Origin of the sequence: Nonomuraea sp. NPDC049758 (assembly GCF_040674635.1) — a bacterium.
Lineage (GTDB): Bacteria > Actinomycetota > Actinomycetes > Streptosporangiales > Streptosporangiaceae > Nonomuraea.
This window is the reverse complement of record NZ_JBFAMZ010000017.1, coordinates 82597-104239: the sequence shown is the minus strand read 5'-3', so window position 1 is coordinate 104239 and position 21643 is coordinate 82597. Positions and strand designations below refer to the sequence as shown.

The 21643-nt window shown below is 73.3% G+C and carries 20 protein-coding genes; 10 read left to right on the top strand and 10 right to left on the bottom strand.

Annotated elements, in window-relative coordinates; translation table 11 throughout:
* Positions 1–269 precede the first annotated feature (269 nt).
* Genes AB0J46_RS36250 through AB0J46_RS36225 form a run of 6 tightly spaced genes read left to right on the top strand, consistent with a single transcriptional unit; the run spans position 270 to position 7913 of the window.
* Positions 270–3947: a nitrate reductase subunit alpha gene (locus AB0J46_RS36250; RefSeq protein ID WP_364338617.1), complete on the top strand. Its 3678-nt coding sequence runs from the start codon at positions 270–272 to the stop codon at positions 3945–3947.
* Entirely contained in the window at positions 3947–5536 is a 1590-nt protein-coding gene (narH, locus tag AB0J46_RS36245; RefSeq protein ID WP_364338616.1) for a nitrate reductase subunit beta, read from the top strand. Before AB0J46_RS36250 ends, narH begins: the two co-directional genes overlap by 1 nt.
* Positions 5533–6150, top strand: a complete 618-nt coding sequence (gene narJ / locus AB0J46_RS36240) for a nitrate reductase molybdenum cofactor assembly chaperone (protein WP_364338615.1) — start codon at positions 5533–5535, stop codon at positions 6148–6150. The genes narH and narJ overlap by 4 nt, the downstream gene beginning before the upstream one ends.
* Positions 6147–6836, top strand: coding sequence for a respiratory nitrate reductase subunit gamma (narI, locus tag AB0J46_RS36235; protein WP_364338614.1), 690 nt, complete (start codon positions 6147–6149; stop codon positions 6834–6836). The genes narJ and narI overlap by 4 nt, the downstream gene beginning before the upstream one ends.
* Positions 6833–7450, top strand: coding sequence for an HPP family protein (locus AB0J46_RS36230; RefSeq protein ID WP_364338613.1), 618 nt, complete (start codon positions 6833–6835; stop codon positions 7448–7450). The genes narI and AB0J46_RS36230 overlap by 4 nt, the downstream gene beginning before the upstream one ends.
* Positions 7451–7457: 7 nt before the next feature.
* Positions 7458–7913: a MarR family transcriptional regulator gene (locus AB0J46_RS36225; RefSeq protein WP_364338612.1), complete on the top strand. Its 456-nt coding sequence runs from the start codon at positions 7458–7460 to the stop codon at positions 7911–7913.
* Positions 7914–7940: 27 nt separating this feature from the next.
* Here AB0J46_RS36225 and AB0J46_RS36220 read toward each other — a convergent pair whose 3' ends face one another.
* The gene (locus AB0J46_RS36220; RefSeq protein WP_364338611.1) at positions 7941–8996 is read right to left on the bottom strand and encodes a hypothetical protein; all 1056 of its coding nucleotides are present in this window, start codon (positions 8994–8996) and stop codon (positions 7941–7943) included.
* Positions 8997–9302: 306 nt separating this feature from the next.
* Between AB0J46_RS36220 and AB0J46_RS36215 the strand changes: the two genes are divergently transcribed.
* On the top strand, positions 9303–10451 hold the full coding sequence (locus AB0J46_RS36215) for a class I SAM-dependent methyltransferase (protein WP_364338610.1): 1149 nt from the start codon (positions 9303–9305) through the stop codon (positions 10449–10451).
* A gap of 84 nt (positions 10452–10535) precedes the next feature.
* Positions 10536–11309, top strand: coding sequence for a methyltransferase domain-containing protein (locus AB0J46_RS36210; RefSeq protein WP_364338609.1), 774 nt, complete (start codon positions 10536–10538; stop codon positions 11307–11309).
* Between the two features lie 38 nt (positions 11310–11347).
* Here AB0J46_RS36210 and AB0J46_RS36205 read toward each other — a convergent pair whose 3' ends face one another.
* The 8 genes from AB0J46_RS36205 to AB0J46_RS36170 all read right to left on the bottom strand — a co-directional run bounded on the left by AB0J46_RS36205 (position 11348) and on the right by AB0J46_RS36170 (position 18399).
* Positions 11348–12619, bottom strand: coding sequence for a cytochrome P450 (locus AB0J46_RS36205; RefSeq protein WP_364338608.1), 1272 nt, complete (start codon positions 12617–12619; stop codon positions 11348–11350).
* A 1-nt stretch (position 12620) separates the two neighbouring features.
* Positions 12621–12821: a ferredoxin gene (locus AB0J46_RS36200; RefSeq protein ID WP_352354927.1), complete on the bottom strand. Its 201-nt coding sequence runs from the start codon at positions 12819–12821 to the stop codon at positions 12621–12623.
* A complete protein-coding gene (locus AB0J46_RS36195) occupies positions 12818–13426 on the bottom strand; it encodes a helix-turn-helix domain-containing protein (RefSeq protein WP_358302609.1) in 609 nt (202 codons plus the stop codon). The genes AB0J46_RS36200 and AB0J46_RS36195 overlap by 4 nt, the downstream gene beginning before the upstream one ends.
* 46 nt (positions 13427–13472) lie before the next feature.
* Positions 13473–13859 (bottom strand): FixH family protein, encoded by a 387-nt coding sequence (locus tag AB0J46_RS36190; protein WP_364338607.1) that lies wholly within the window; start codon positions 13857–13859, stop codon positions 13473–13475.
* On the bottom strand, positions 13856–15133 hold the full coding sequence (locus tag AB0J46_RS36185) for a hypothetical protein (RefSeq protein ID WP_364338605.1): 1278 nt from the start codon (positions 15131–15133) through the stop codon (positions 13856–13858). Before AB0J46_RS36185 ends, AB0J46_RS36190 begins: the two co-directional genes overlap by 4 nt.
* Positions 15130–16212, bottom strand: a complete 1083-nt coding sequence (locus AB0J46_RS36180; RefSeq protein WP_364338604.1) for a hypothetical protein — start codon at positions 16210–16212, stop codon at positions 15130–15132. The genes AB0J46_RS36185 and AB0J46_RS36180 overlap by 4 nt, the downstream gene beginning before the upstream one ends.
* Positions 16213–16360: 148 nt before the next feature.
* Complete coding sequence (locus AB0J46_RS36175) at positions 16361–17401, bottom strand: methyltransferase (protein WP_364338603.1); 1041 nt, start codon at positions 17399–17401, stop codon at positions 16361–16363.
* Positions 17398–18399 carry an ABC transporter substrate-binding protein gene (locus AB0J46_RS36170; RefSeq protein ID WP_364338602.1) on the bottom strand — a complete coding sequence of 334 codons (1002 nt, stop codon included), beginning with the start codon at positions 18397–18399 and terminating at the stop codon, positions 17398–17400. The genes AB0J46_RS36175 and AB0J46_RS36170 overlap by 4 nt, the downstream gene beginning before the upstream one ends.
* A 162-nt stretch (positions 18400–18561) precedes the next feature.
* On the opposite strand from AB0J46_RS36170, the gene AB0J46_RS36165 reads away from it, so the two are divergent.
* Positions 18562–19125, top strand: a complete 564-nt coding sequence (locus AB0J46_RS36165) for an SGNH/GDSL hydrolase family protein (protein ID WP_364338601.1) — start codon at positions 18562–18564, stop codon at positions 19123–19125.
* A 68-nt stretch (positions 19126–19193) separates the two neighbouring features.
* Positions 19194–19736: a GtrA family protein gene (locus AB0J46_RS36160; RefSeq protein WP_364338599.1), complete on the top strand. Its 543-nt coding sequence runs from the start codon at positions 19194–19196 to the stop codon at positions 19734–19736.
* A gap of 22 nt (positions 19737–19758) precedes the next feature.
* Here the strand turns inward: AB0J46_RS36160 and AB0J46_RS36155 are convergent, their stop codons facing one another.
* Complete coding sequence (locus tag AB0J46_RS36155) at positions 19759–21621, bottom strand: ABC transporter ATP-binding protein (RefSeq protein WP_364338598.1); 1863 nt, start codon at positions 21619–21621, stop codon at positions 19759–19761.
* Between the last annotated feature and the right edge of the window lie 22 nt (positions 21622–21643).

The window sequence follows — 21643 nt, the reverse complement described above, 5'->3', positions numbered from 1 at the left end:
GCCGCTTTTTCCCCTTATTTCGCGAAATTTCGGCCAATAGACCTAATTGTGTTTTCGGGGGCGGCGAAACCCTTCTCGCGGAACTAACAGATTCCATATGGACACTGTCGCATGCTAGAAACAGTCGTCTGACTGCACGCATCAACTTTCAGTCGATTCGCCGGTTTCCGGGCGCAGGGGGAGGACCGCGTCCCGGCCGGGCCGGCGCGCATACCCGAAAGCATCATCTCCATGTGAGGAGGTCATGTGTCGTGCCTGGCGGAATACGCATGCATCTGACACGAGCCGAACGCGCCGCCGACACGGCGGCCGCGCGGTTGCTGGCGGCGGGCACCCACCTGCTGCGCGCCGACACCACGCCCGACCGGCGGGCGGTGTACCGCGGCGAGGACAAGGTCAACGACTCCCCGTACCGGCGCCGGTGGGCGCACGACAAGGTGGTGCGTTCCACCCACGGGGTCAACTGCACCGGCTCGTGCTCCTGGAAGGTCTACGTCAAGGACGGCCTGATCACCTGGGAGACCCAGCAGACCGACTACCCCAGCGTCGGCCCCGACCGTCCCGAGTACGAGCCGCGCGGCTGCCCCCGCGGCGCCGCCTTCTCCTGGTACACCTACTCGCCCACCCGGGTGCGCTACCCGCACGCCCGCGGCGTCCTGGTGGAGCTGTACCGGGAGGCCAGGGCGCGGCTGGGCGACCCGGTCGCGGCCTGGGCCGAGATCACCACCGATCCCCGCAAACGCCACCGCTACCAGTCGGCGCGCGGCCAGGGCGGCCTGGTCCGCATCGAGTGGGACGAGGCGCTGGAGATCGCCGCGGCGGCCCACGTCCACACGCTCATGACGTACGGGCCCGACCGGGTCGCCGGGTTCTCGCCGATCCCGGCCATGTCGATGGCCTCGCACGCGGTGGGCGCCCGGTTCATGTCGCTGATCGGCGCGCCGATGTTGTCCTTCTACGACTGGTACGCCGACCTGCCCGTGGCCTCGCCGCAGGTGTTCGGCGACCAGACCGACGTGCCGGAGTCGGGCGACTGGTGGGACGCGGCCTACCTCATGCTGTGGGGGTCCAACGTCCCGGTCACCCGCACCCCCGACGCCCACTGGGTCACCGAGGCCCGCTACCGGGGCCAGAAGGTCATCGTGGTCTCGCCCGACTACTCCGACGCCACCAAGTTCGCCGACGAGTGGCTGCACCCCCATCCCGGCACCGACGGCGCGCTGGCGGTCGCCATGGGGCACGTCATCCTGCGCGAGTTCTTCGCGGAACGGCAGGCCCCGCACTTCACCGGCTACGTCAAGCGCTTCACCGACCTGCCCTTCCTGGTGCGATTGGAGGAGCACGACGACGGCGGGCTGCGTCCCGGCAAGTTCCTGACCTCGGCGGACCTGGGCGGCCAGGAGGAGTCGGCCCGCTGGCGGCCGATGATCCTCGACGCCGCGACCGGCCGCCCGGTCGCGCCCAACGGCACGCTGGGCGACCGCTGGAGCGCCGAGCAAGGGCGCTGGAACCTCGACCTCGGCGACCTCGACCCGCTGCTCACGCTGCACGCGCCCGGCTGCGACGGCGCCGAGGTGGTCCTGCCGCGCTTCGACGAGCCGGGCGTCGTCCGCAGGGGCGTGCCGGTCCGGCGGGTCGGCGACCGGCTCGTGACCACCGTCTTCGACCTGCTCATGGCCCAGTACGGCGTCGCCCGCCCCGGCCTGCCCGGCCAGTGGCCCACCGGCTACGACGACCCCGACGCCCCGGGCACGCCCGCCTGGCAGGAACGCATCACCTCCACCCCGGCCGCGCAGGCGATCAGGATCGCCCGGGAGTTCGCCGCCACCGCCGAGCGCACCGGCGGCCGGGCCATGATCATGATGGGCGCGGGCACCAACCACTGGTTCCACTCCGACACCATCTACCGCTCGTTCCTGACGCTGCTGCTGCTCACCGGCTGCCAGGGCGTCAACGGCGGCGGCTGGGCCCATTACGTGGGCCAGGAGAAGGTCCGGCCGCTGGCCGGCTGGCAGCAGCTGTCCACCGCGGCCGACTGGGTGCGCCCGTCCCGCCAGATGGCCGGCACGCCGTACTGGTACCTGCACACCGGCCAGTGGCGCTACGAACGGTTCTCCGCCGGGACGCTGTCCAGCCCCGCCGGGCCCCGGCGGTTCGCCGGGCGGCACACCCTCGACCTGGTGGCGCAGTCGGCCCGGCTGGGCTGGATGCCGAGCTATCCCACCTTCGCCGCCAACCCGCTCGACCTGGGCCGCCGCATCCACGACAGCGGCGCCGACCCGGCCCGCTGGATCGCCGGCGAGGTGGAGGCCGGGCGGCTGGCGTTCGCCTGCGAGGACCCCGACGCGCCGGAGAACTGGCCGCGGGTGCTCACCGTCTGGCGGGCCAACCTGATCGGCTCCTCGGCCAAGGGCAACGAGTACTTCCTGCGCCACCTGCTGGGCGCGCCCGACAACGCCACCGCCGAGGAGGCGCCGCCGCCCGACCGTCCACGGGAGGTCACCTGGCGGGACGCGCCGCGCGGCAAGCTCGACCTGCTGCTCGCCCTCGACTTCCGGATGACCTCCACGACGCTCTTCGCCGACCTGGTGCTCCCCGCCGCCACCTGGTACGAGAAGCACGACCTGTCCAGCACCGACCTGCACCCGTTCGTGCACGCCTTCACCCCGGCGATCAACCCGCCCTGGCGGGCCCGCACCGACTTCGACATCTTCCACTCCCTGGCCCGCAAGCTGAGCGAGCTGGCCGCCGGCCGCCTCGACGTCGCCCACGACCTGGTGGCCACCGCGCTCCAGCACGACACGCCCGGCGAGATCGCCCAGCCCGGCGGCGGCGTCCCCGACTGGCGCGAGAGCGGCGAGACGCCCGAGCCCGGCCGCACCATGCCCGCGGTGACGCTGGTCGAGCGGGACTACACCGCGATCGCCGACAAGCTGGCCGCCTTCGGCCCGCTGGCCGAGCGGCAGGGCATGACCGTCAAGGGCGTCACCGTGCGGCCCGGCCCCGAGTCGGCCTGGCTGGCCGCGCGCTGCGGCACGGCCGCCGGCGGCCCGGCCGAGGGACGTCCGCTGCTGGACAGCGACGTCAAGCTGTGCGAGGCGATCCTGGCGCTGTCGGGCACCACCAACGGCAGGATCGCGGCCGAGGGCTTCGACCGGCTCGCCGAGCGCTGCGGGCCCGGCTCCGGGCTGTCGGAGCTGGGCGCGTCGGTCGCCGGGCACCGCACGGTGTTCTCCGACACCCAGGACCGGCCGGTGGCCGCCGGGGCCAGCTTCGAGTGGTCGGGCGCGGAGGGGCACGACCGCCGCTACGCGCCGTTCACCATCAACACCGAGCACCGCAAGCCCTGGCACACGCTCACCGGCCGCCAGCACTTCTACCTCGACCACGACTGGATGGCCGAGCTGGGCGAGCAACTGCCCGTCTACCGGCCGCCGCTCGACCTCGACGCGCTGGGGGAGTGCCTGCCCGCCGCGCCCGACGGCGGCAAGGGGGTGAACGTGCGCTACCTCACCCCGCACTCCAAGTGGTCGATCCACTCCGAGTACCAGGAGAACCTGCTCATGCAGACGCTGGCCAGGGGCGGCCCGGTCATCTGGATCAGCGTCGAGGACGCCGCCGCGATCGGCGTGGCCGACAACGACTGGATCGAGGCCGTCAACGTCAACGGCGTCGTGGTGGCCCGCGCCGTCGTCTCCCACCGCATGCCGCCCGGCACCGTGTTCATGTACCACGTCCAGGAGCGGCTGGTGAACGTGCCCAAGTCGCAGGCCACCGGCCGGCGCGGCGGCGTGCACAACGCGCTCACCAAGCTCCTGGTCAAGCCGACCCACCTGATCGGCGGGTACGGCCAGCTCTCCTTCGCCCCCAACTACTACGGCCCCACCGGCAACCAGCGCGACGCGGTGACCGTCATCCGCCGCCGGGATCAGGAGGTGCGTTACTGATGCGACCGATGGCCCAGATCGCCATGGTGATGAACCTGGACAAGTGCATCGGCTGTCACACCTGCTCGGTGACCTGCAAGCAGACGTGGACCAACCGGCCGGGCACCGAGTACGTGTGGTTCAACAACGTCGAGACCCGCCCCGGCCAGGGCTACCCACGGGGCTGGCAGGACCAGGAACGCTGGCGGGGCGGCTGGCGGCTGCGCCACGGCCGCCTGGTGCCCCGCGCCGGCGGCCGGCTGCGCCGCCTGGCCACGCTCTTCGCCAACCCCGAGTTCCCCGGCCTGGACGACTACTACGAGCCGTGGACCTACGACTACGACAACCTCACCAGCGCGCCGCTCGGCGACGACGTGCCGACCGCGCCGCCCCGCTCGCTGATCGACGGGCGGCCGACCAGCGTCACCTGGGGCCCGAACTGGGACGACGACCTGGGCGGCGGCCCCGAGCAGCTCTCCGCCGACGTCGTGCTGCGCAAGGTGAGCGACACCGTGCGGCTGGACTACGAGCGGGCGTTCATGTTCCACCTGCCGCGCATCTGCGAGCACTGCCTCAACCCGTCCTGCGTGGCCGCCTGCCCGTCGGGCGCGATGTACAAGCGCATGGAGGACGGCATCGTGCTGGTCGACCAGGACCGGTGCCGGGGGTGGCGCATGTGCGTGTCCGGCTGCCCGTACAAGAAGGTGTACTTCAACCACCAGACCGGCAAGGCCGAGAAGTGCACGTTCTGCTACCCGCGCATCGAGGCGGGGGAGCCGACGGTCTGCTCCGAGACGTGCGTCGGCCGCCTGCGCTACCTCGGGGTCATGCTCTACGACGCCGACCGCATCGGCGCGGCCGCCGCCGTACCGGACGAGCGTGACCTCTACCCGGCGCAGCTCGACTGCTTCCTCGACCCCGCCGACCCCGAGGTGATCGCCGCCGCCGAGGCGGCGGGCATCCCGCACGACTGGCTGGAGGCGGCCCGCCGCTCGCCCGTCCACCGGCTCATCACCGAGTTCCGCATCGCGCTGCCGCTGCATCCGGAGTACCGCACGATGCCCATGGTCTGGTACGTCCCGCCGCTGTCGCCCATCGTCGACGCGCTGGCCGAGACCGGGCACGACGGCGAGGACGCGGGCAACCTGTTCGGCGCCATCGACTCGCTGCGCATCCCGGTCGGCTACCTCGCCGAGCTGTTCACCGCGGGCGACCCGGCCCCGGTGGAGGCCGCGCTGCACCGCCTGGCCGCCATGCGCGCCCACATGCGGGCCCGCAACCTCGGCGACGAGCCGGACCCCGGCATCGCCGCCGGGACCGGCCTGTCGGCCGCCGACCTGGAACGCATGTACCGCCTGCTCGCCATCGCCAAGTACGACGAGCGGTACGTCATCCCCACCGCCTACGTCACCTCCGACCACGCCGACCATGCCGACCACGCCGGCTGCAGCCTGGACGCCCCCGGCGGCCCCGGCATGCTCGCCGAGAGCTTCCACAGCGCGCCCGTCACCAGGGACGACCGGCTGCGCGGCCGGGTCAACCTGCTCAACTGGGACGGCAAGGGCACCCCCGACGGCATGTTCCCGTCCAGGGACGAGGCGGCCGAGTGAACCGCTACGACGCCCGCCTGATCCACCAGGCCGCCTCCCTGCTCCTGAGCTACCCCGGCGAGGACTGGACCGCCCGCCTCGCCCTGGTCCGCGACGCGCTCGGCTCGACGGGCGGCGCCGCCGCCGAGCTCCTGCGCGGCTTCTGCGCCGAGGCGGCGGCCCTGCCCGCCCTCGACGCCGGCGCCGCGTACGTGTCCACGTTCGACCGCAGCGGCCGGCGCACGCTCCACATGACCTACTACGGCGACGGCGACACCCGCCGGCGCGGCGAGTCCCTGCTGGAGCTCAAGACGCTCTACCGGACACACGGCTGGCGGCCCGGCACCGGCGAGCTGCCCGACTTCCTGCCGGTGATGCTGGAGTTCGCCGCCCGCGTGCCCGGCCCCGGCGGCCGGCTGCTGCGCGACCACCGGCCCGGCCTCGACCTGCTGCACGCCGGCCTGACCGCGCGCCGCAGCCGCTACGCCGCCGTCGTGGAGGCCGTGCGGCTGACGTTGCCCCGCGCCACGTCCGCCGACCGCCGGACCGTGGACGAGCGTTCGGCGCTCGGCCCGCCCGCCGAACGCGTCGGCCTCACCGCCCTGCCCGAGGTTCCCGGAGGAGTCCGCCGATGAGGCATCTCAACATCGCCCTGTGGGGCGTTCTGCCGTACGTCGTCCTGGTGTTGTTCGTGGCCGGGGCGGTCTGGCGCCACCGCTACGACCGGTTCGGGCTGACCACCCGCTCCAGCCAGCTCCACGAGAGCCGCATGCTGCGGGTGGGCGGGCCGCTGTTCCACTTCGGGCTGCTGTTCGTGATCGCCGGCCACCTCGTCGGCCTGCTCGTCCCCGAGCGGTTCACCGAGGCCGTGCACGTGACCGAGCCCATGTACCAGCTCAACGCCCTGGTCGTCGGCGGGCTGGCCGGGCTGGCCACCGTGGCCGGGCTCGGCGTGCTGCTGTGGCGGCGGTTGCGCGTACGGGCCGTGCGGCTGGCCACCGGCCGCTCCGACCGCGTCCTGTACCCGGTGCTGGCCACCGTGCTGCTCGCCGGGCTGATCGCCACCCTGCTCGGGCCGTCCGGCCACTACGACTACCGGCTCGGCGTGTCGGTGTGGTTCCGCAGCCTGCTCGAACTGGAGCCGGACGTCGACGCCATGGCCTCGGCGCCGTTCGTGTTCCAGGCGCACACGCTGCTCGGCCTGGCCCTGTTCGCGCTGTGGCCGTTCAGCCGCCTGGTCCACGCCTTCGCCGCGCCCGTCGCCTACCTGGTCAGGCCGTACATCGTCTACCGCTCCCGCGGTGGCGCGCTGCCCCGATGAGCGCCGAAGCCGCCGCGGAAGGGGCGGAGGGGGCGGCCGGGGGCCGGGCCCGGGAGCGGGGGGCGGTCAGGGCGCGGGTCGCCGCGGCGTGCGCGGTCGCCGGGCGGGCCGCGGTGTGCATCAGCGTGCCCGCCCTGGTCGCCTGGCTGGCCCACCAGCCGTTCGTCTTCCCGTCCCTGGGGCCGACGATCTACCTGGTGCTCACCGCGCCGGGGGCGCCGGCCGCCGCTCCTCGCCGTACCGTCGCCGGGCACGCCGTCAGCGCCGCCGGCGGCTACCTGGCCCTCACCGTCACCGGGCTGACGCGTACCGCGCCCGACCTGGGGCACATCGACGGGCGCCGGGTGCTCGCCGTCGTCATCGCGCTGTCCTGCACGACGCTGGGCATGCTGGCCACCGACAGCTCGCATCCGCCCGGCGGCGCGACCACGCTGATCGTGGCGCTGGGCTTCCTGCGCACCCCGCTGAACCTGGCCGTGCTGCTGACCGCCGTGGTGCTCACGACCCTCGTCCTGCTCGCGCTGGGACGCCTGCGCCTCTCCCGCGTGGTAACTTCGCAGAAGAAGTTACTTCTTGGGGGATTTATCTTCCCCAAGAAGGAGGACAGGAAGTGAGGACCGCGTGCCGAACACCCCCGACCCGTCGGACGCCGGCCGGCGCTACCGCCGCTACCTGAGCGCGGTCATGCTGCACGGCCACGCCGGCGCCAAAGCCTGCGGCCTGGGCGCCACCGACCTGTACGCCCTGAACATCCTCGAACTGGCCGGCCCGATGACCCCCGGCGAGCTCGGCGTCCGCACCGGCCTGACCACCGGCCCGACCACCCGGCTGATCGACCGGCTGGAGCAGGCCGGATACGTCCGCCGCGTGCCCGCCCCCGACGACCGCCGCAAGGTGATCGTCGAGCCGGTCGGCAAGCCCGCCGAGCTCGACGCGGTCATGGCGCCCGTCCGGCAGAAGATCGGCGACATCCTCGCGGGCTACCCGGCCGAGCACCTCGACGTGCTCTACGACTACTTCGACCGGGCCGCCCGCGCCTACCAGGAGGCCGCCGAGGACCTGCGCTCCCGCTCCTGACGCGGCGGTCAGCGGAAGACGCGGCGGTCAGCGGAAGTCGGAGATGCGCAGCACCGCCAGCATGTCCGTCGCCCGCGAACCGGTCGAGAACGACGCCTCCACCCCGACCCAGCCGCGGAAGGCCCCCGTGTCGTCGATGATCTGCATCAGCGGCTTGACGTGCGAGTTGCCCGTGTAGCAGAACTCGCCCCGCTCCATCGCCAGGCACGTGCACCAGTGCCACAGCGTGTCACGCCGGTCGGACTTGGAGATCGTCGTCAGGTAGTACTGGATGGAGCTGACGTTGGCCTTCGTGCCGCCGCCGTACTTGGGGCAGCCGCCCGACTTCTGGCACGCCCCCCGCGAGGACGGCTGCAGGTAGGTCAGGCACGAGGTGGTCGACTTGCAGGCGCGGAAGGAGGAGTGGCCGAACGGCTGGTTCGCCGAGTTGACCAGCGTGCCGCTCGCCCAGCTCGTCAGGTCCTGCCTGAGCGAGCCGGGGAAGGCCCGCACCGAGCTCATCGCGCGCCGGGTGCCGATCGCGGCGTTGCTGCCGTAGCCGTAGCCGTGCGTGGCCAGGCTGCTGCCCTTGAGGTCGAGGCGGGCCAGCTTGCCGTCGGGGGAGGTGCGCACGTACCACTGCTCGGTCCAGGTCTGGGCGATCTTCCACCGGATCGTGAGCACGTTGCCCGCCAGCGTGTACGTCCCCGTACGGGTCTCGCTCGGGCCGCCCGTGTAGCCGCCCGCGGTGAGCACCTCGCAGCCGCGCGGCCGCGATGAGACGCCGCCGGCCTTGGTGGTGCAGCTCGGGTCGGGCACGGTGCCGGTGCGCTGCCTGGCCTTGGGGAAACGCTGCCACCACAGGTACAGGGCGGCGCTCACCGTGCCGTTCGCGGCGAAGCGGTACGTGCCCAGGCGCACCCAGTTCTGCCGGGAGGCGGCCTGGAGATGGCCCTGCGAGACGACGAAGGTGGACTTGCCGCCCGGCAGCGGCGAGGCGGCGGCAGTGGCCGTCACAGTGGCCGTCACAGTGGCCGTCACCGGTTGGACGGGGAGAAGGGCGAGGGCGAGCACGAAGGAGAGGACTGCCGCTGCGGTACGCATGGAGGGACTCCGTAGGGCTTGCGGGCGTTGGCCGATGGTCAACGGCCCACCGTATTCCGGCTCGACCGGATCTGTCCTCGAAACGCGGTCAGGAGGAAGCTGACAGCGCTCGACGTCCGCCGGTGAAGCTAGGATGAGGGGGTTCCCAGCACCGCGAGGAGGTTGATCATGTCGTTCCCACCGCCCGGCATGGTTCTCGGCGACGCCCCGGCGCGCACTTCCTCGCGGGAGGCCGCCACAGGCTGACCCTCTCCGCGTCGAAGTGCTTCTCATGGCCATCACTGGTTCGATCATGAGGAGCCCTGAGTGCTCGAGATCCGCTGGACCGAAGACGGCGAGGCCCGGTCGGCCCGCTGGCGTTCCGAGAACGGCTCGCCGCCGCCCGCGCGCGTGGTGATCGCCGACGAGCGCCTGGCCGCGGCCACGGCGTACCGGCTGGCCTGCGAGGGCACCGCGCTGCTGTGGCGCGGCGACTTCCACGCCGCCCGCCGCCTGCTACGCGCCATGACCCGCCGCGCCGACCACCCTGCACCTTCACCCCGCCCTTCCCGCTCGCCGTCACCCTCGCCCGCGCCTGCTTCTTCGCTCGTGCAGGCCTTCCACCGGCACCGGCAGGCTCGCTCCCAGCGGGCCGTCACGCTGGGCCGGTTGCTGGTGCCGCTCGACCCGGACCACAGCGTCCCCCTGCGGCGCGCCCCCGACGTGCGGAGCGCCTGCGCGCAGGTCTACGGGCCCGGGACGGAGGCTTCGGTGATCTCGCTGCGTGAGCTGCTGGGCATCGTCGGGGCCTACGAATGGCGCAGGCGCGGCGTCGAGGTGCCCGCCCTGAACGACCGCATCCACCCCCACTACGGCGTCTTCTCACCGGTGCGCGGCGAGTACGTCGACCTGGTGGCCGCGGCCCCGCTCGTCTCGCGCGCTGGGGCGCTCGACATCGGCACCGGGACGGGCGTGCTCGCCGCGGTCCTCGCCCGCAGAGGCGTCGAGCGCGTCGTGGCCACCGACCGCGACCCGCGCGCCGTGGCCTGCGCCCGCGACAACGTGCGACGGCTGGGGCTGTCCGGCCGGGTCGACGTCCTGGAGACCGACCTCTTCCCGCCGGGACGCGCGCCGCTCGTCGTCTGCAACCCGCCCTGGCTTCCGGCCAAGCCCGCCTCGCCCCTCGACCACGCGGTCTACGACCCCGGGGGCCGGATGCTCCGCGGCTTCCTCGACGGGCTCGGCGACCACCTGACTTCGGGGGGAGAGGGCTGGCTGATCCTGTCGGACCTGGCCGAACGGCTGGGGTTACGGACCCGCGCCGAACTGCTGTCCGCCTTCGCGAGCGCGGGCCTGCGGGTCGTGGACCAGCTCCGGACCCGGCCACGCCACCCACGCGCCTCCGACCCGACCGACCCCCTGCACACGGCCCGCGCCACCGAAACCACCTCCTTGTGGCGCCTCCGCCGCACCTGACCCCCTCCACCCCGGGGACTCGGGTGCACGGAACCTTCACCTGGTGTCCCTGGGATCTGCGAACTCGTCTGGTTGGCTGGGTTCATGATCGACATTGATCCCGCCTCCCGTCCCGACCCCATCGCCTACCTCGACCACGTCGCCTCGACCGACGTCGGCAGGGGCTACAAGCGGCAGGTCCTCGAACTGCTGGACCTGCGGCCCGGGCAGACCGTGCTCGACCTCGGCTGCGGCCCCGGGACCGACCTCGCCGCCATGGCCGACGCCGTCACCCCTGCCGGACGGGTGATCGGCCTCGACCGCGACCCGGCGATGGTCACCGAGGCGGCCGCCCGTCTGGCCGGACGTCCCCAGGTCGAGGTGCGTCCCGGAGACGTGCAGGAGCTGCCGTTCGCGGACGGGAGCGTCGACCGGGCCCGTACCGACCGGGTGCTGCAGCACGTGGACGACCCGGCGCGGGTGCTGGCGGAGTTCCGCCGGGTGGCGCGCCCGGGGGCGCGGATCGTCATGGCCGAACCCGACTGGGAGGGCATGCTCGTCGACTCCCCGCGCCCGGACGTCGGCCGGACGCTGGCCCGGTTCATCTCCACCGAGATGATCCGCCACGGCACGCTCGGCCGCAGCCTGGCCCGGCTGTGCGAGGAGGCGGGCCTCACGGTGCGGTCGGTGGCGACGGTCGCGCCGGTCTTCCGCGACCTGGCCACCGCCGACCAGGTCCTCGGCCTGCGCCGCAACCTGGTCAGGGCCGTCGGCGCCGGATATCTCGAACCCGGCGCCGAGGAGTGGTTCGACGACCTGCGCTCCCGCCCCTTCCTGGCCTCCGCCCTGCTGTTCCTGGTGACGGCCGAAGTGCGCTGAGCGCCGCGCGTCCGCCGGGGTGAGGGGACGGGCGAGGGTCAGGCGATGCGGAGCGGGAGGGTGCGGGGGCCGCGGACCTGGCCCGTCGCCCAGGTGACGGCGTCGGGGTCGGCGAGGGTGAAGGCGGGGATGCGCTGGAGCCAGACGTCGAGGGCGGTGCGCAGTTCCATGCGGGCCAGGTGGGAGCCGACGCAGCGGTGGATGCCGAGTCCGAAGGCGGCGTGGCGGTTGACTTCGCGGTCGATGCGGATGTGGGCGGGGTGGTCGAAGTGGGCGGGGTCGCGGTTGGCGGCGGGGAAGGAGAGCAGGACCCAGTCGTCGGCTTTCATGTCGACGCCGTTCCAGTGCATGTCGTGTTTGACGAGGCGGGCCATGGTGACGGGGGCGTAGGCGCGCAGGAACTCCTCCATGGCGGTGGGGAGCAGGGCGGGTTCGGCGACCAGGCGTTCGCGGTCGGCGGGGGTCTTGGCCAGGTGCCACAGGGACGCCCCGATCGCGCTCCAGGTGGTGTCGATGCCCGCGATCAACAGCAGGGCGATCGTGCCCGCCACGTGCCCGGCCTCCAGCTTGTGGCCGTACAGCTCGGCCTCGACCAGGTACGTCGTGAGGTCGTCGCGCGGGTGCTGCACGTGGTCGCGGATCTGGTCCAGCAGGTAGTCGAAGAGCCGTCCCATGTTGGCGGTCCGCTGCTCGGGCGGCAGGTTGACGCCTTCCAGGGCGTTCTCGATGAACTCGCGGAAGCGCGGGCCGTCCTCGGGCGGGAAGCCCAGCATGTCGGCGATCACCCGCATCGGGATGTGCTGGGCGTAGTCGCGGGCGGCGTCCACGACGTCCTGGCCCTCCAGGCCGTCGATCAGCTCATGGCACAACGCCCTGGTGCTCGCCTCCCGCTTGGCGACCGCCGTCTTGGTGAACGCGGGCAGCAGCAGCTTGCGCGCGTCGTGATGGAAGGGCGGGTCGGACGAGATCGGCGGCGTGCCGCCCACGGGCGCGCTCTCCAGCGGCGGCCGGAAGTTGCTCATGATGATCGAGCGCGAGGAGAACCGCTCGGTGTCGTAGGCGACGGCCGCGACGTCCTCGTAGCGGGTGGGCAGCCAGCCGCCGCCGAACCGGTCGGTGTGCGCGATCGGGCAGCGCCGCCGCAGGTCGTCCTGGATCGGGTACGGGTCGGCGGCCCATTCCGGCTCCAGGTGGGAGAAGTCGGTGGCCCAGTCCGAGACCGGGCCGGTGACGATCTCGCTGCGGGTGCCGATCTCCTCGCCGTCGCCCGGTTCGCCGAAGTTCTTGACGAAGCGCTCGTCCACGCTCATGTCACGCCTCCCCGAGCAGGTCGATCGCCCGCTCCGGGCAGTTGGAGACGGCCAGCCGCGCCGTGCGCTCCTGGCCGGGCGGCACCTCGCCGTCGCCGAGGACCGTTCCGTAACCTTCGTCGTCCTCGCCGAACAGGTCGGGGGCGAGGTCGTAGCAGCGGCCATGTCCCTGGCAGCGCTCGGGGTCGATCTGTACTCTCACGGCGTTCCTTCGTGCGGTGGGGCGGGGGAGAGGGCGGCGACGACGCGGATGAGCAGCCTGGCCCACTCCTCCTCGTCCACCTGGTGGGGGTCCGGGGCGATGAGCGCGCTGCCCATCGCGAGCAGGAGGCAGAAATGGGCGATCGCCTCCGGTGACAGCGCGTGGTCCAGCTCGCCGCCGTCCTGGCCGGCGCGGACCAGGCCGGCCAGCCGGTGGGCGCGCTCGCCGACGTAGTCGCGCATGGGCAGGGCCACGTCCTCGTCGCGGCGGGCGGCGGCCAGCGCCTCGACGACGAGGTCGCCGCCGGCGTCCAGGGGGCGGGGGAGCCGGCGGCCGGCGGCGACGAGCAGGTCGGCGACCGGCCGATCGGGGTCGTCGGCGAACAGGCCGTCCATCAGCCGCCGCCCGTGCGCGCCCAGCGCGGCCACGAGCAGGCCGGCCTTGGAGCCGAAGTGGGCGTACAGGGCGCCGTTGCTCACCCCGGCGGCGGCGGCGATGTCGGCGACGCGGGTGCCGTCGTAGCCGCGCCTGGCGAAGACGTCCGCGGCGGCGCGCAGCAGGCGTTCCCTCGTCTCGGCGGCGGTGACGCCGGCGATACGTCCCATGGACGAATTAAAAGATCGTTCATTTCATACGTCAAGAGCGGCCTCCCTATCCCGTGATCGGCGCCTTCACCACCAGCACCTCCTCTCCCGCCGCGCCGCTCAGCCGGACCGACAGCTCCCACACCCCGGCCATCGGGAACAACTCGCCCTCGGCCACGTAGCGGCCCGGCTGCCGCGGGTCGGCCACGATCTCCGGGGTGGCGTGGCCCATGCCGGGCATCACCGTGGACAGCGCCACCGTGTGCGGGTCGCCGGAGGTCACCCGCACCTCGGCCGTGACGCGGCCCGTCGTCGGCCTGGGGACCAGGACGGTGACGGCGTACCGTTCGCCGGTGCTGGTGAGGGTGAGCGGGCCGGGCGCCGAGCCGCGCACGTACAGGAACACCGCCAGGGCCGCGGCCAGCAGGGCGGCGACGGCCAGGATCCGCCTCATCCGAGAGCCTCCGCGACCTCGACGATGAAGGGCACGGTCACGATCCGGTCGGCGGCCGCGTACTGCGCCCAGGCCAGGTAGCGGCCCGGCGCCGGGAAGGTGAACGTGAAGCGCAGCCGGGGCGCGGGAGCGCCCATCTCGTGCACGTGGCCGAGGAACGCGCCGTCCTGGCTGCGCACGATCAGGTGCCCCGACATGCCCAGCCACTGCCGCGGCGTGACGCCGAGCCCCACCTCGATCGCCGCCGGACGCCCCGCGACCGGCACGGACGGCCGCACCACCGGCGTGCCCCCCGTCCCCGGCGGGACCGGCGGCGGGGCGGCCACCGCGGGCCCGGCCACCCGGAACTCGCCGTCGAGCAGCTGGCCGCCGGAGTCCTCGCGTTCCAGCTCCGCGTAGGCCAGGAACCGGCCCGGCCGGTCGGCGCGCAGCCGGACCTCCAGCCGTCCGGGCGCGGTGCGCAGCGGGTGCAGGTGCCGGAAGTAGGCGCCGTCCTCGCTGGTGACCACCAGGTGGGCGAGCGCCTCGTGGTGCAGGACGAGGTCGTCCACCGGATGGCCGGTCGAGCCGTCGGTGAGGTCGAGGCGCAGCGTGAACTCCTCGCCGGCCGCCGGGCGGGCCGGGACGGTGGTCACCCGTCCCTGCGCGAAGGGCCGTCCGAGGGCCGTCGTGTTCACCGCCGGGGCGGCGCCGTCCGGCGACGGGGGCGGCAGCGAGGGCTCGAACACGACGACCATCGCGGCCACCGTCACCGCGGCCGCCGCGCCACCGGCCAGCAGCATCGCCGGGGTCCTGCGCGACAGCGCCCCGGTGAGCAGGCCGCCCACCAGCAGCAGCGCGGCCACCAGCAGGCCGCCGTAGATCAGGAACTCGCCGGCGGAGCCGCGGTCCACCAGGACGCGGAACGGCAGCACGGCGACCTCGCCCCCCGCCGTCAGCCTGAGCTCGTGCGGCCCGGTGCGCTCGACCGTGATCCTGACGTACCGGGGGGTCGCGGACGGCTGCGCGGTGGCCGTCGCCTTGTGGCCGTCCTCGACCGAGCGCACCTCCAGGCCGATCGGCGGCCCGGTCGCCGGCTCGTAGGCGATCACGCCGATCTGCAACGGTCCCGGCACCCGCGACGTGCCCTTGATCACGACCGTGAGCTCGGCGCCGGCGATGGTCTGGGCGAAGCGCAGGTCCGCCCCGGCCGTGACGTTGTGGGCCGCGGCCGGGGCGGCGCCCGCGAGCAGGAGTACGGCGACGAGACACAGGACCCGGAGCGGCCGGATCATGCCCGTCCGGCGTCGGCCGCGTCCGCGGGGAGCGCGTTCGGCAGGAACAGCGCCCCGAGCGCCAGGCCGATCAGCCCGGCCACCACCGGCGCGCCGGTCCACAGCTCGGGCACCGCGGGCAGCCCGCCCCCGGCCGCCGAGGCGACCCCGATGTAGAGCGACCAGGTGACGAAGGCCGACAGCCCGGCGAAGGCCCAGTAGGCCCCCCGCCGCGCGCCGGACGGGCGCAGCAGGCGGATCAGCACGTCGCTGGCCAGGCCCGCGGCGACGAACGTGAGCAGGGTCGGCGCGTTCTCGAACGCCGTCTGCGCGCCGGGCATCAGGACGGCGATCGTGTACATGACGGTCACCGCGCCGAACGGCAGGTTCCAGCGCCGGGCCACCAGCAGCACCGGGGCCAGCAGGACGACGTTGCTGATGACCATGGAGGTGGCCAGATGCTCGGCGCCCGGCCCGTCCACGCTGGAGAACGCCTCGACGACGCGCGCGGACCGGTACTGCAGGGCGTCGCCGTACGACAGGAACAGCGACACCAGCGTGGCCGCGAACGCGAGCCCGGCCAGCGCCGGGAACAGCCGCCCGAGCGAGGGCCGGACGCCGGCGTCGGGGGCGTTCCAGGCCGAGCGCAGCGGCGTGGTGATGATGAGCAGCATGGTCACGATCAGCCCGAGATGCGACGGGCTGAACAGGATGTCGACGCTCGTCTCGATGCCGAGCACGGTGTGCCAGGTCATGTCGGCCAACCCGAAGAGCGCGAACGCCGGGATGGCGACCAGCCCGGCCAGATAACCCTGGGGAACGGCCGCGACCCCCTGCCGGCCGAGCCGCACGTTGCGGAACACCTGCCAGATGATCCAGCCGGACACCGCCGCGAACCCGGAGTAGAACGCCGCGTGCCACGGCGTGAAGAACGTCTCCAGGTCGCTGCGATTGGTGTGCGCCCAGGCGTCGATCATCAGTCCGACGCCGAACCAGACCCCCAGCAGCGCCGTGACGAGATCCGCCCGGAGCGGCACCCATCCGCGCGGCTCCCCAGAGTCCGCAAGTAATCGCCGTACGCCCGCGTTGGCCTCTGCCACTTCGCGTCTCCCTTCTTCCATGATCGAATACTTTCAGAAGCCGCGAAGTGGCGGAAAGCCCAAGATCACCATCGCCGAGCGGCCCGGGCCGACGCCCGTGGCCGCCAGTCTCGCCGACGGCCGCCGCCGGTGCGCGGCGGCCGGAGGCTCACGCCGGAGCCGGGCGCTGCCCGGCCACCACCAGGTGCAGCCCGTGGGGGAGCGGCTCGGTGCGGGCGACGTGCAGCCCCGCGGCCCCCAGCAGGCTCTCGACCTCGGTCAGCGTGCGTTCCTGGCCGCCGCTGAACAGCGTGAGCATCTTCATGTCCAGCGCGACCGCCGACGTCGGCGAGCGGTGCGGGTCGTCGTCGAGGACGGCGTCCACGATCCACAGCTCGGCGCGGCCGTCCATCAGGGCCGCGAGCCGCGCCAGCAGCTTGGCGGCCTGCTCGTCGGGGTAGTTGTGCAGGATGTTGCCCAGCAGGTACAGACCCGCCCGGGGCAGCGGGTCGGTGAACATGTCGCCCTCGGCCACCGTGATGCCCGCCCGCCCGTCCAGGTGACGGCGGGCCTGGGCGGCCACCTCGGGCAGCTCGAACAGCACGCCGCGCAGCCGCGGGTGGGCCGCCAGGATCGTGGCCAGGACGATGCCGGTGCCACCGCCGATGTCGGCGACCACGTCCACGCCGGTCACGTCCTGCTCGGCGAGCGCGCGGGCCACGGTGACGCTGCGGGTGGCCATGAACTCGTTGAACAGCGCGCCGGCCGCGGGCCGGGCGCCCAGCCAGGCGTAGGGGGAGTCCACCTGGTGCAGCTCCAGCGCGGCGGGCGCGCCCCTGGTGATCGTCCGGTGCAGCAGGTCGGCCGAGTCGCGCCACAGCTCCTCGCCCCACATCAGCGCGGCGGGGGCCAGCGAGTCGTCCCGGCCGCTGGTGAGCAGGTCGCCCTCGCCGGTGAGCAGGTACCGGCCGCGGGCGTCCCGCTCGACCAGCCGCAGGTGCTCCAGCGCGCGCAGCAGGCGGCCGAGCAGCATCTCGTCCGGACGGCCGGCGCCGCCCGCGGAGATCTCGTCGGCCAGCTCGTGCACGGCGCACGGCCCGGCGGCCAGCAGGTCGAACACCGACAGCCGCAGGGCGGCCCGGACGGCTGCGTACAGGATGAAGTCGTCGATCAGGCGCAGCACCCGCGCCCGCTCCGGCGTCTCGCTCATGGGTTCCCCTTCCCCGACTCCCAGGCCGGCCGGACGATCATGTCTTCGGCCCGCAGCGGCGCGGGCAGGTAACCGAACCTCACCATGGTGTCCACGACCGACTGCAGCCCTTCGGGCTCCAGCGCGGCGGGGAACGTGCCGAGCGTGATGGTCGGCAGCACCTCGCGCGGGATCTTCGTGTACGTGCCCAGCACCCCGGTGACCAGGTTCCGGTCCCGGGCGTCGAGCTGGGCGTGCGCCATGGCCCGCTGGAACCCGGCGACCGCCCGGGGATGCGCGGCCGCGTACGAGGCGGTCGTGGCCCACCCCGCGATCGGCCACCCGGCGGGGACGTTCGCCATGGCGTCGCCCAGCGACCGGCCGCCCTGCCGGCGGTAGGCGGTGATGAACGGCTCGGTCATCCATGCCACGTCCACCGCGTGCGCGGCCAGCGCGGCCGGCATGTCGGGCAGGGGGATCTCCTTGAACGCGACGTCGTCGGCGGAGACCCCGGCCGCGGCGAGCACGGTCTCGGCGCTCAGCGTGCCGACCGAGCGCAGCGTGGCCACCGCGACGCTCCTCTTCACGCCGCCGGAGCGCCGCAGGTCGCGGGGGCTCCTGATCGGGCTGCCGGGCGCCACGAAGAGCTGGAACGCGCCCGGCGCGGCGTGGTAGGCGTCGGCGACCAGCTTCAGCCGCCCCGGCTCGCGCCGCTGCTGCAGGAACGCCGTCACGTAGTTGACCAGCCCGAACTCCAGGGCGCCGCCCTTCATCCGGTCGATCGCCGGGCCGCCGCCCTGCACGGTCACCGGCTCGGCCGACAACCCCTCGGCCGCGAAGTAGCCGCGGTCGCGGGCGAGGTAGACCAGCGCGCTGTCGGGGATCGGGATGACGCCGATCCTGATCTTCTCCAGCGGCGCGCCGGAACCGGTCGCCCGCGGGCCGCCTGGAGCGGGTCCGCCGCAGGCCGCGAGCAGGGCGGCGAGCAGGAACAGCAGTAGGGGACGTAATCGTCGCACGGTTCTCCCTTCGAGGTCCGCCGCCGGCCCTCGCTCCCGCTGGCGGCCTGGACACAGGTCGGAACCAACGTCCTTGAGTGCACCATCGGGAGGCCCGCCTTGCAACGCCCGGTCAGAACGGGACGGCCGCCATGTCAGAAGCGCGCCCGCTGTTGACCCCGCTTGGACCTCACGCTCGCGCCCCGCTCGGTGCTGTCGGTGACCGTGCACCTCGCGCAGGGCCAGGCGTCGAACGCCCTCACCTCCCACCCCGGCTCCAGGACCACCTCCTACCTGGCCCACGGTGACCAGACCGAGGCCGCAGAACTGGCCGGCGCGACGCCCGTGGACCACTGGTACCTGCTCAGCGCGGTCGAGGTGCGGGCCGGATGGTCCACCGCCGCGCTCGCCGTGCTGGGCGACTCGCTGACCGACGGCAGAGGCTCCACCGCCAACCGCAACAACCGCTGGCCCGACCGGCTGCTCGACCGGCTGCAGCCGCGCCTGCCCGGCCTCGCCCTGGCCAACCAGGCCGCCGGCGGCAACCGGGTGCTGAACGACGGCCCCGGCCCGGCCGCCCTGGCCCGGCTGGACCGCGACGTGCTGCCCGCCTACGACGTGGGCGACCCCCTGCACCTGAACCCGGCGGGGTACAAGGCGCTGGCCGAGGCCGTGCCCGCCGGGCTGCTGCGCCGGACGGGGGGCCGCGACGGGCTGAGCGCCGTCCTTCGCGGTCCGGACGGATGAGAAGATCGAGAGTGCTCCGAATCGCAGAAGCAGTACTCGCGAGGTTACCGGCGCCGCTGCAGGCGCTCGTGCTGAGGCACCGTGAACTGCTGAAGTTCGCGGTGGTCGGCGGAGCGACGTTCGTGGTGGACAACGCGGTGTTCTACGGGCTGAAGCTGACCGTCCTGCAACCGAAGCCGGTGACTGCGAAGATCATCGCGGTGCTCGTGGCGACGATCGTGTCCTACGTGCTCAACCGCGAGTGGTCGTTCCGGCTCAGGGGCGGTCGCGAGCGCCGCCACGAGGCGGGGCTGTTCTTCCTGGTCAGCGGCATCGGCCTGGTGCTCAGCTCGGCGCCGCTGTGGGTCTCCCGTTACGTGTTCCGCCTGGAGGCCCCCGACGTGGGCCTGGCGGTCCAGGAGATCGCCGACTTCGTGAGCGCGCAGCTCGTCGGCACGGTGATCGCCATGGTCTTCCGCTTCTGGGCGCTGCGGAAGTGGGTCTTCCCCGACGAGAAGACCCACCCCGTCGGCGTGCGGCCGGCTGGCGTCCCCCGGTACCACGGACGCCGCACCCTGCCGGTGGCCAAGCGCAAGCCCCGCAGGTCCGGCGTCCGGCAGGGTCAGCGGTAGGCGGGGCCAGCGGTAGACAGCGTCAGCGGTAGGCGGCGGCCTGGAGGGTGTAGAGGTCGGCGTAGAGGCCGTTGAGCGCCATGAGCGCCTGATGGTCGCCCTGCTCGGTGACCTTGCCGTGGTCGAGGACGTAGATCCGGTCGGCGTAACGCACGCTGGCCAGGCGGTGGGTGATGAGCAGCACCGTGCGGCCCTCGGAGTGGTCGCGGATGCGCTCGAACAGGGCGTGCTCGGCGCGGGCGTCGAGGGCCGCTGTGGGCTCGTCGCAGATGAGCAGGTCGGCGTCGCGGTAGAAGCCCCGGGCCACCGCGATGCGCTGCCACTGGCCGCCGGACAGCTCGCAGCCGTCCTTGAAGCGGCGGTCGAGCAGCGTGCGGTAGCCGAGGGGCAGGCCCGCGACCACCTCGTCGGCCCCGGCGACCGAGGCCGCCGCGACCAGGGCGGCCTCGCCCTTGTCGGCGCCCATGGTGATGTTGTAGCGGGCGGTGAGCGGCCAGCGGGTGTGGTCCTGGGCGATCACGGCCGTGCGCAGGCGCAGCTCGTCGGGGGCGACGTCGGCCAGGTCGACGTCGTCCCAGGAGACGGTGCCGGTGTCGGGCTCGTACAGGCCGGACAGGATCTTGGCCAGGGTGGTCTTGCCGGAGCCGTTCTCGCCCACGAACGCGATGACCTCGCCGCGCTTGATCTCGACCGTCACCCCGCGCAGCGCCGGCTGGTCGGCGCCCGGGTAGGTGAACGTCACGTCGTCGGCCACGACGCGCTCGAACCCCTCGGGCACGGCCGCCGAGCGGGCTGTGGGCACGCGGCGCTCGGCGTCGGCGCAGAACTGGAGGAAGTCGGTGAAGTAGAGGCCGTCCTCGTAGAGGCGGTTGGTGGCGTACAGGAGGTTGGCCAGCGAGGACTGGCCGGTCCTGATGGCCAGCACCGCGGTGCCCGCGACCGCGAGCGGGATCGCCGCCACGGCCAGCAGCACGCCCAGCGCGACGTAGACCAGGGCGGTGCCGAGGCCGCCCAGGGCCTCGCCGACCAGGCCGGCCAGGGTCTGGCGTCTGGCCAGGGTGAGCAGCACCTCCTGCTCGGCCCTGGCGACGGCGTCGTACATGCGCAGCAGGAAGCCCCGCATGGTGAACGAGCGCACCTCGGCGGCGGGCTCGCGGTCGGCCAGCAGCTCGGCGATGATCCACTTGCGGCGGCGGGCGGGGATGAGGGAGTACATCGTCGAGTAGCGCATACGGGCGCCGCGCACGGTGGCCCACGCATCGGGCAGCACGGCCAGCAGCAGCAGCGGCAGCAGCACCGGGTGGAGCACGCCCAGCACGCCGGCCGCCGCCGCGATGCCGACGGCCGCGGTGACGACGTTGATGGCCGAGCTGACCACCGCGCTCGCCACGCTGACGCCGCGGATGTTGGCGCGTTCGAGACTGTCGTGGAACTCGGGGTCGTCGTAGGCGACCAGCTCCACCTGGCTGGTCAGGCCGTAGAGACGTTCCTCGGTGTGGCGGGAGATCTGCGGGGTGAGGCGTGACTGCGCCCAGCCCGCGCCGGCCTGCACCACCGTGCGCAGGACGGCGGCCACGCCCACCAGGACGAGGCTGGGCAGGGCGGCCAGCACGCGGCCGGGGGTCGGGCCCTCGCTGAACAGGGCGCTCAGCACGCCGGTGGTGGCCAGCAGGCCGAAGGCGGTGAAGACGCCGCCGAGGAGGTTGAGCGCGATGGTGGCCACGGTGTCGCGGGGGCCGGCCCGCCAGGACATGCTCATCGCCTGCGTCACGAGCGAGGGCAGGCGCCTGGCGATGGTCAGGAAGCCGACCTCGGCCATCTTGTCGTTGTGGGCGTACCAGTCGGAGACGGTGATCTCACCGAGTTCCAGAGGCTCATCGGGCATGCGCTGAGTGTGCGGGCGGGCA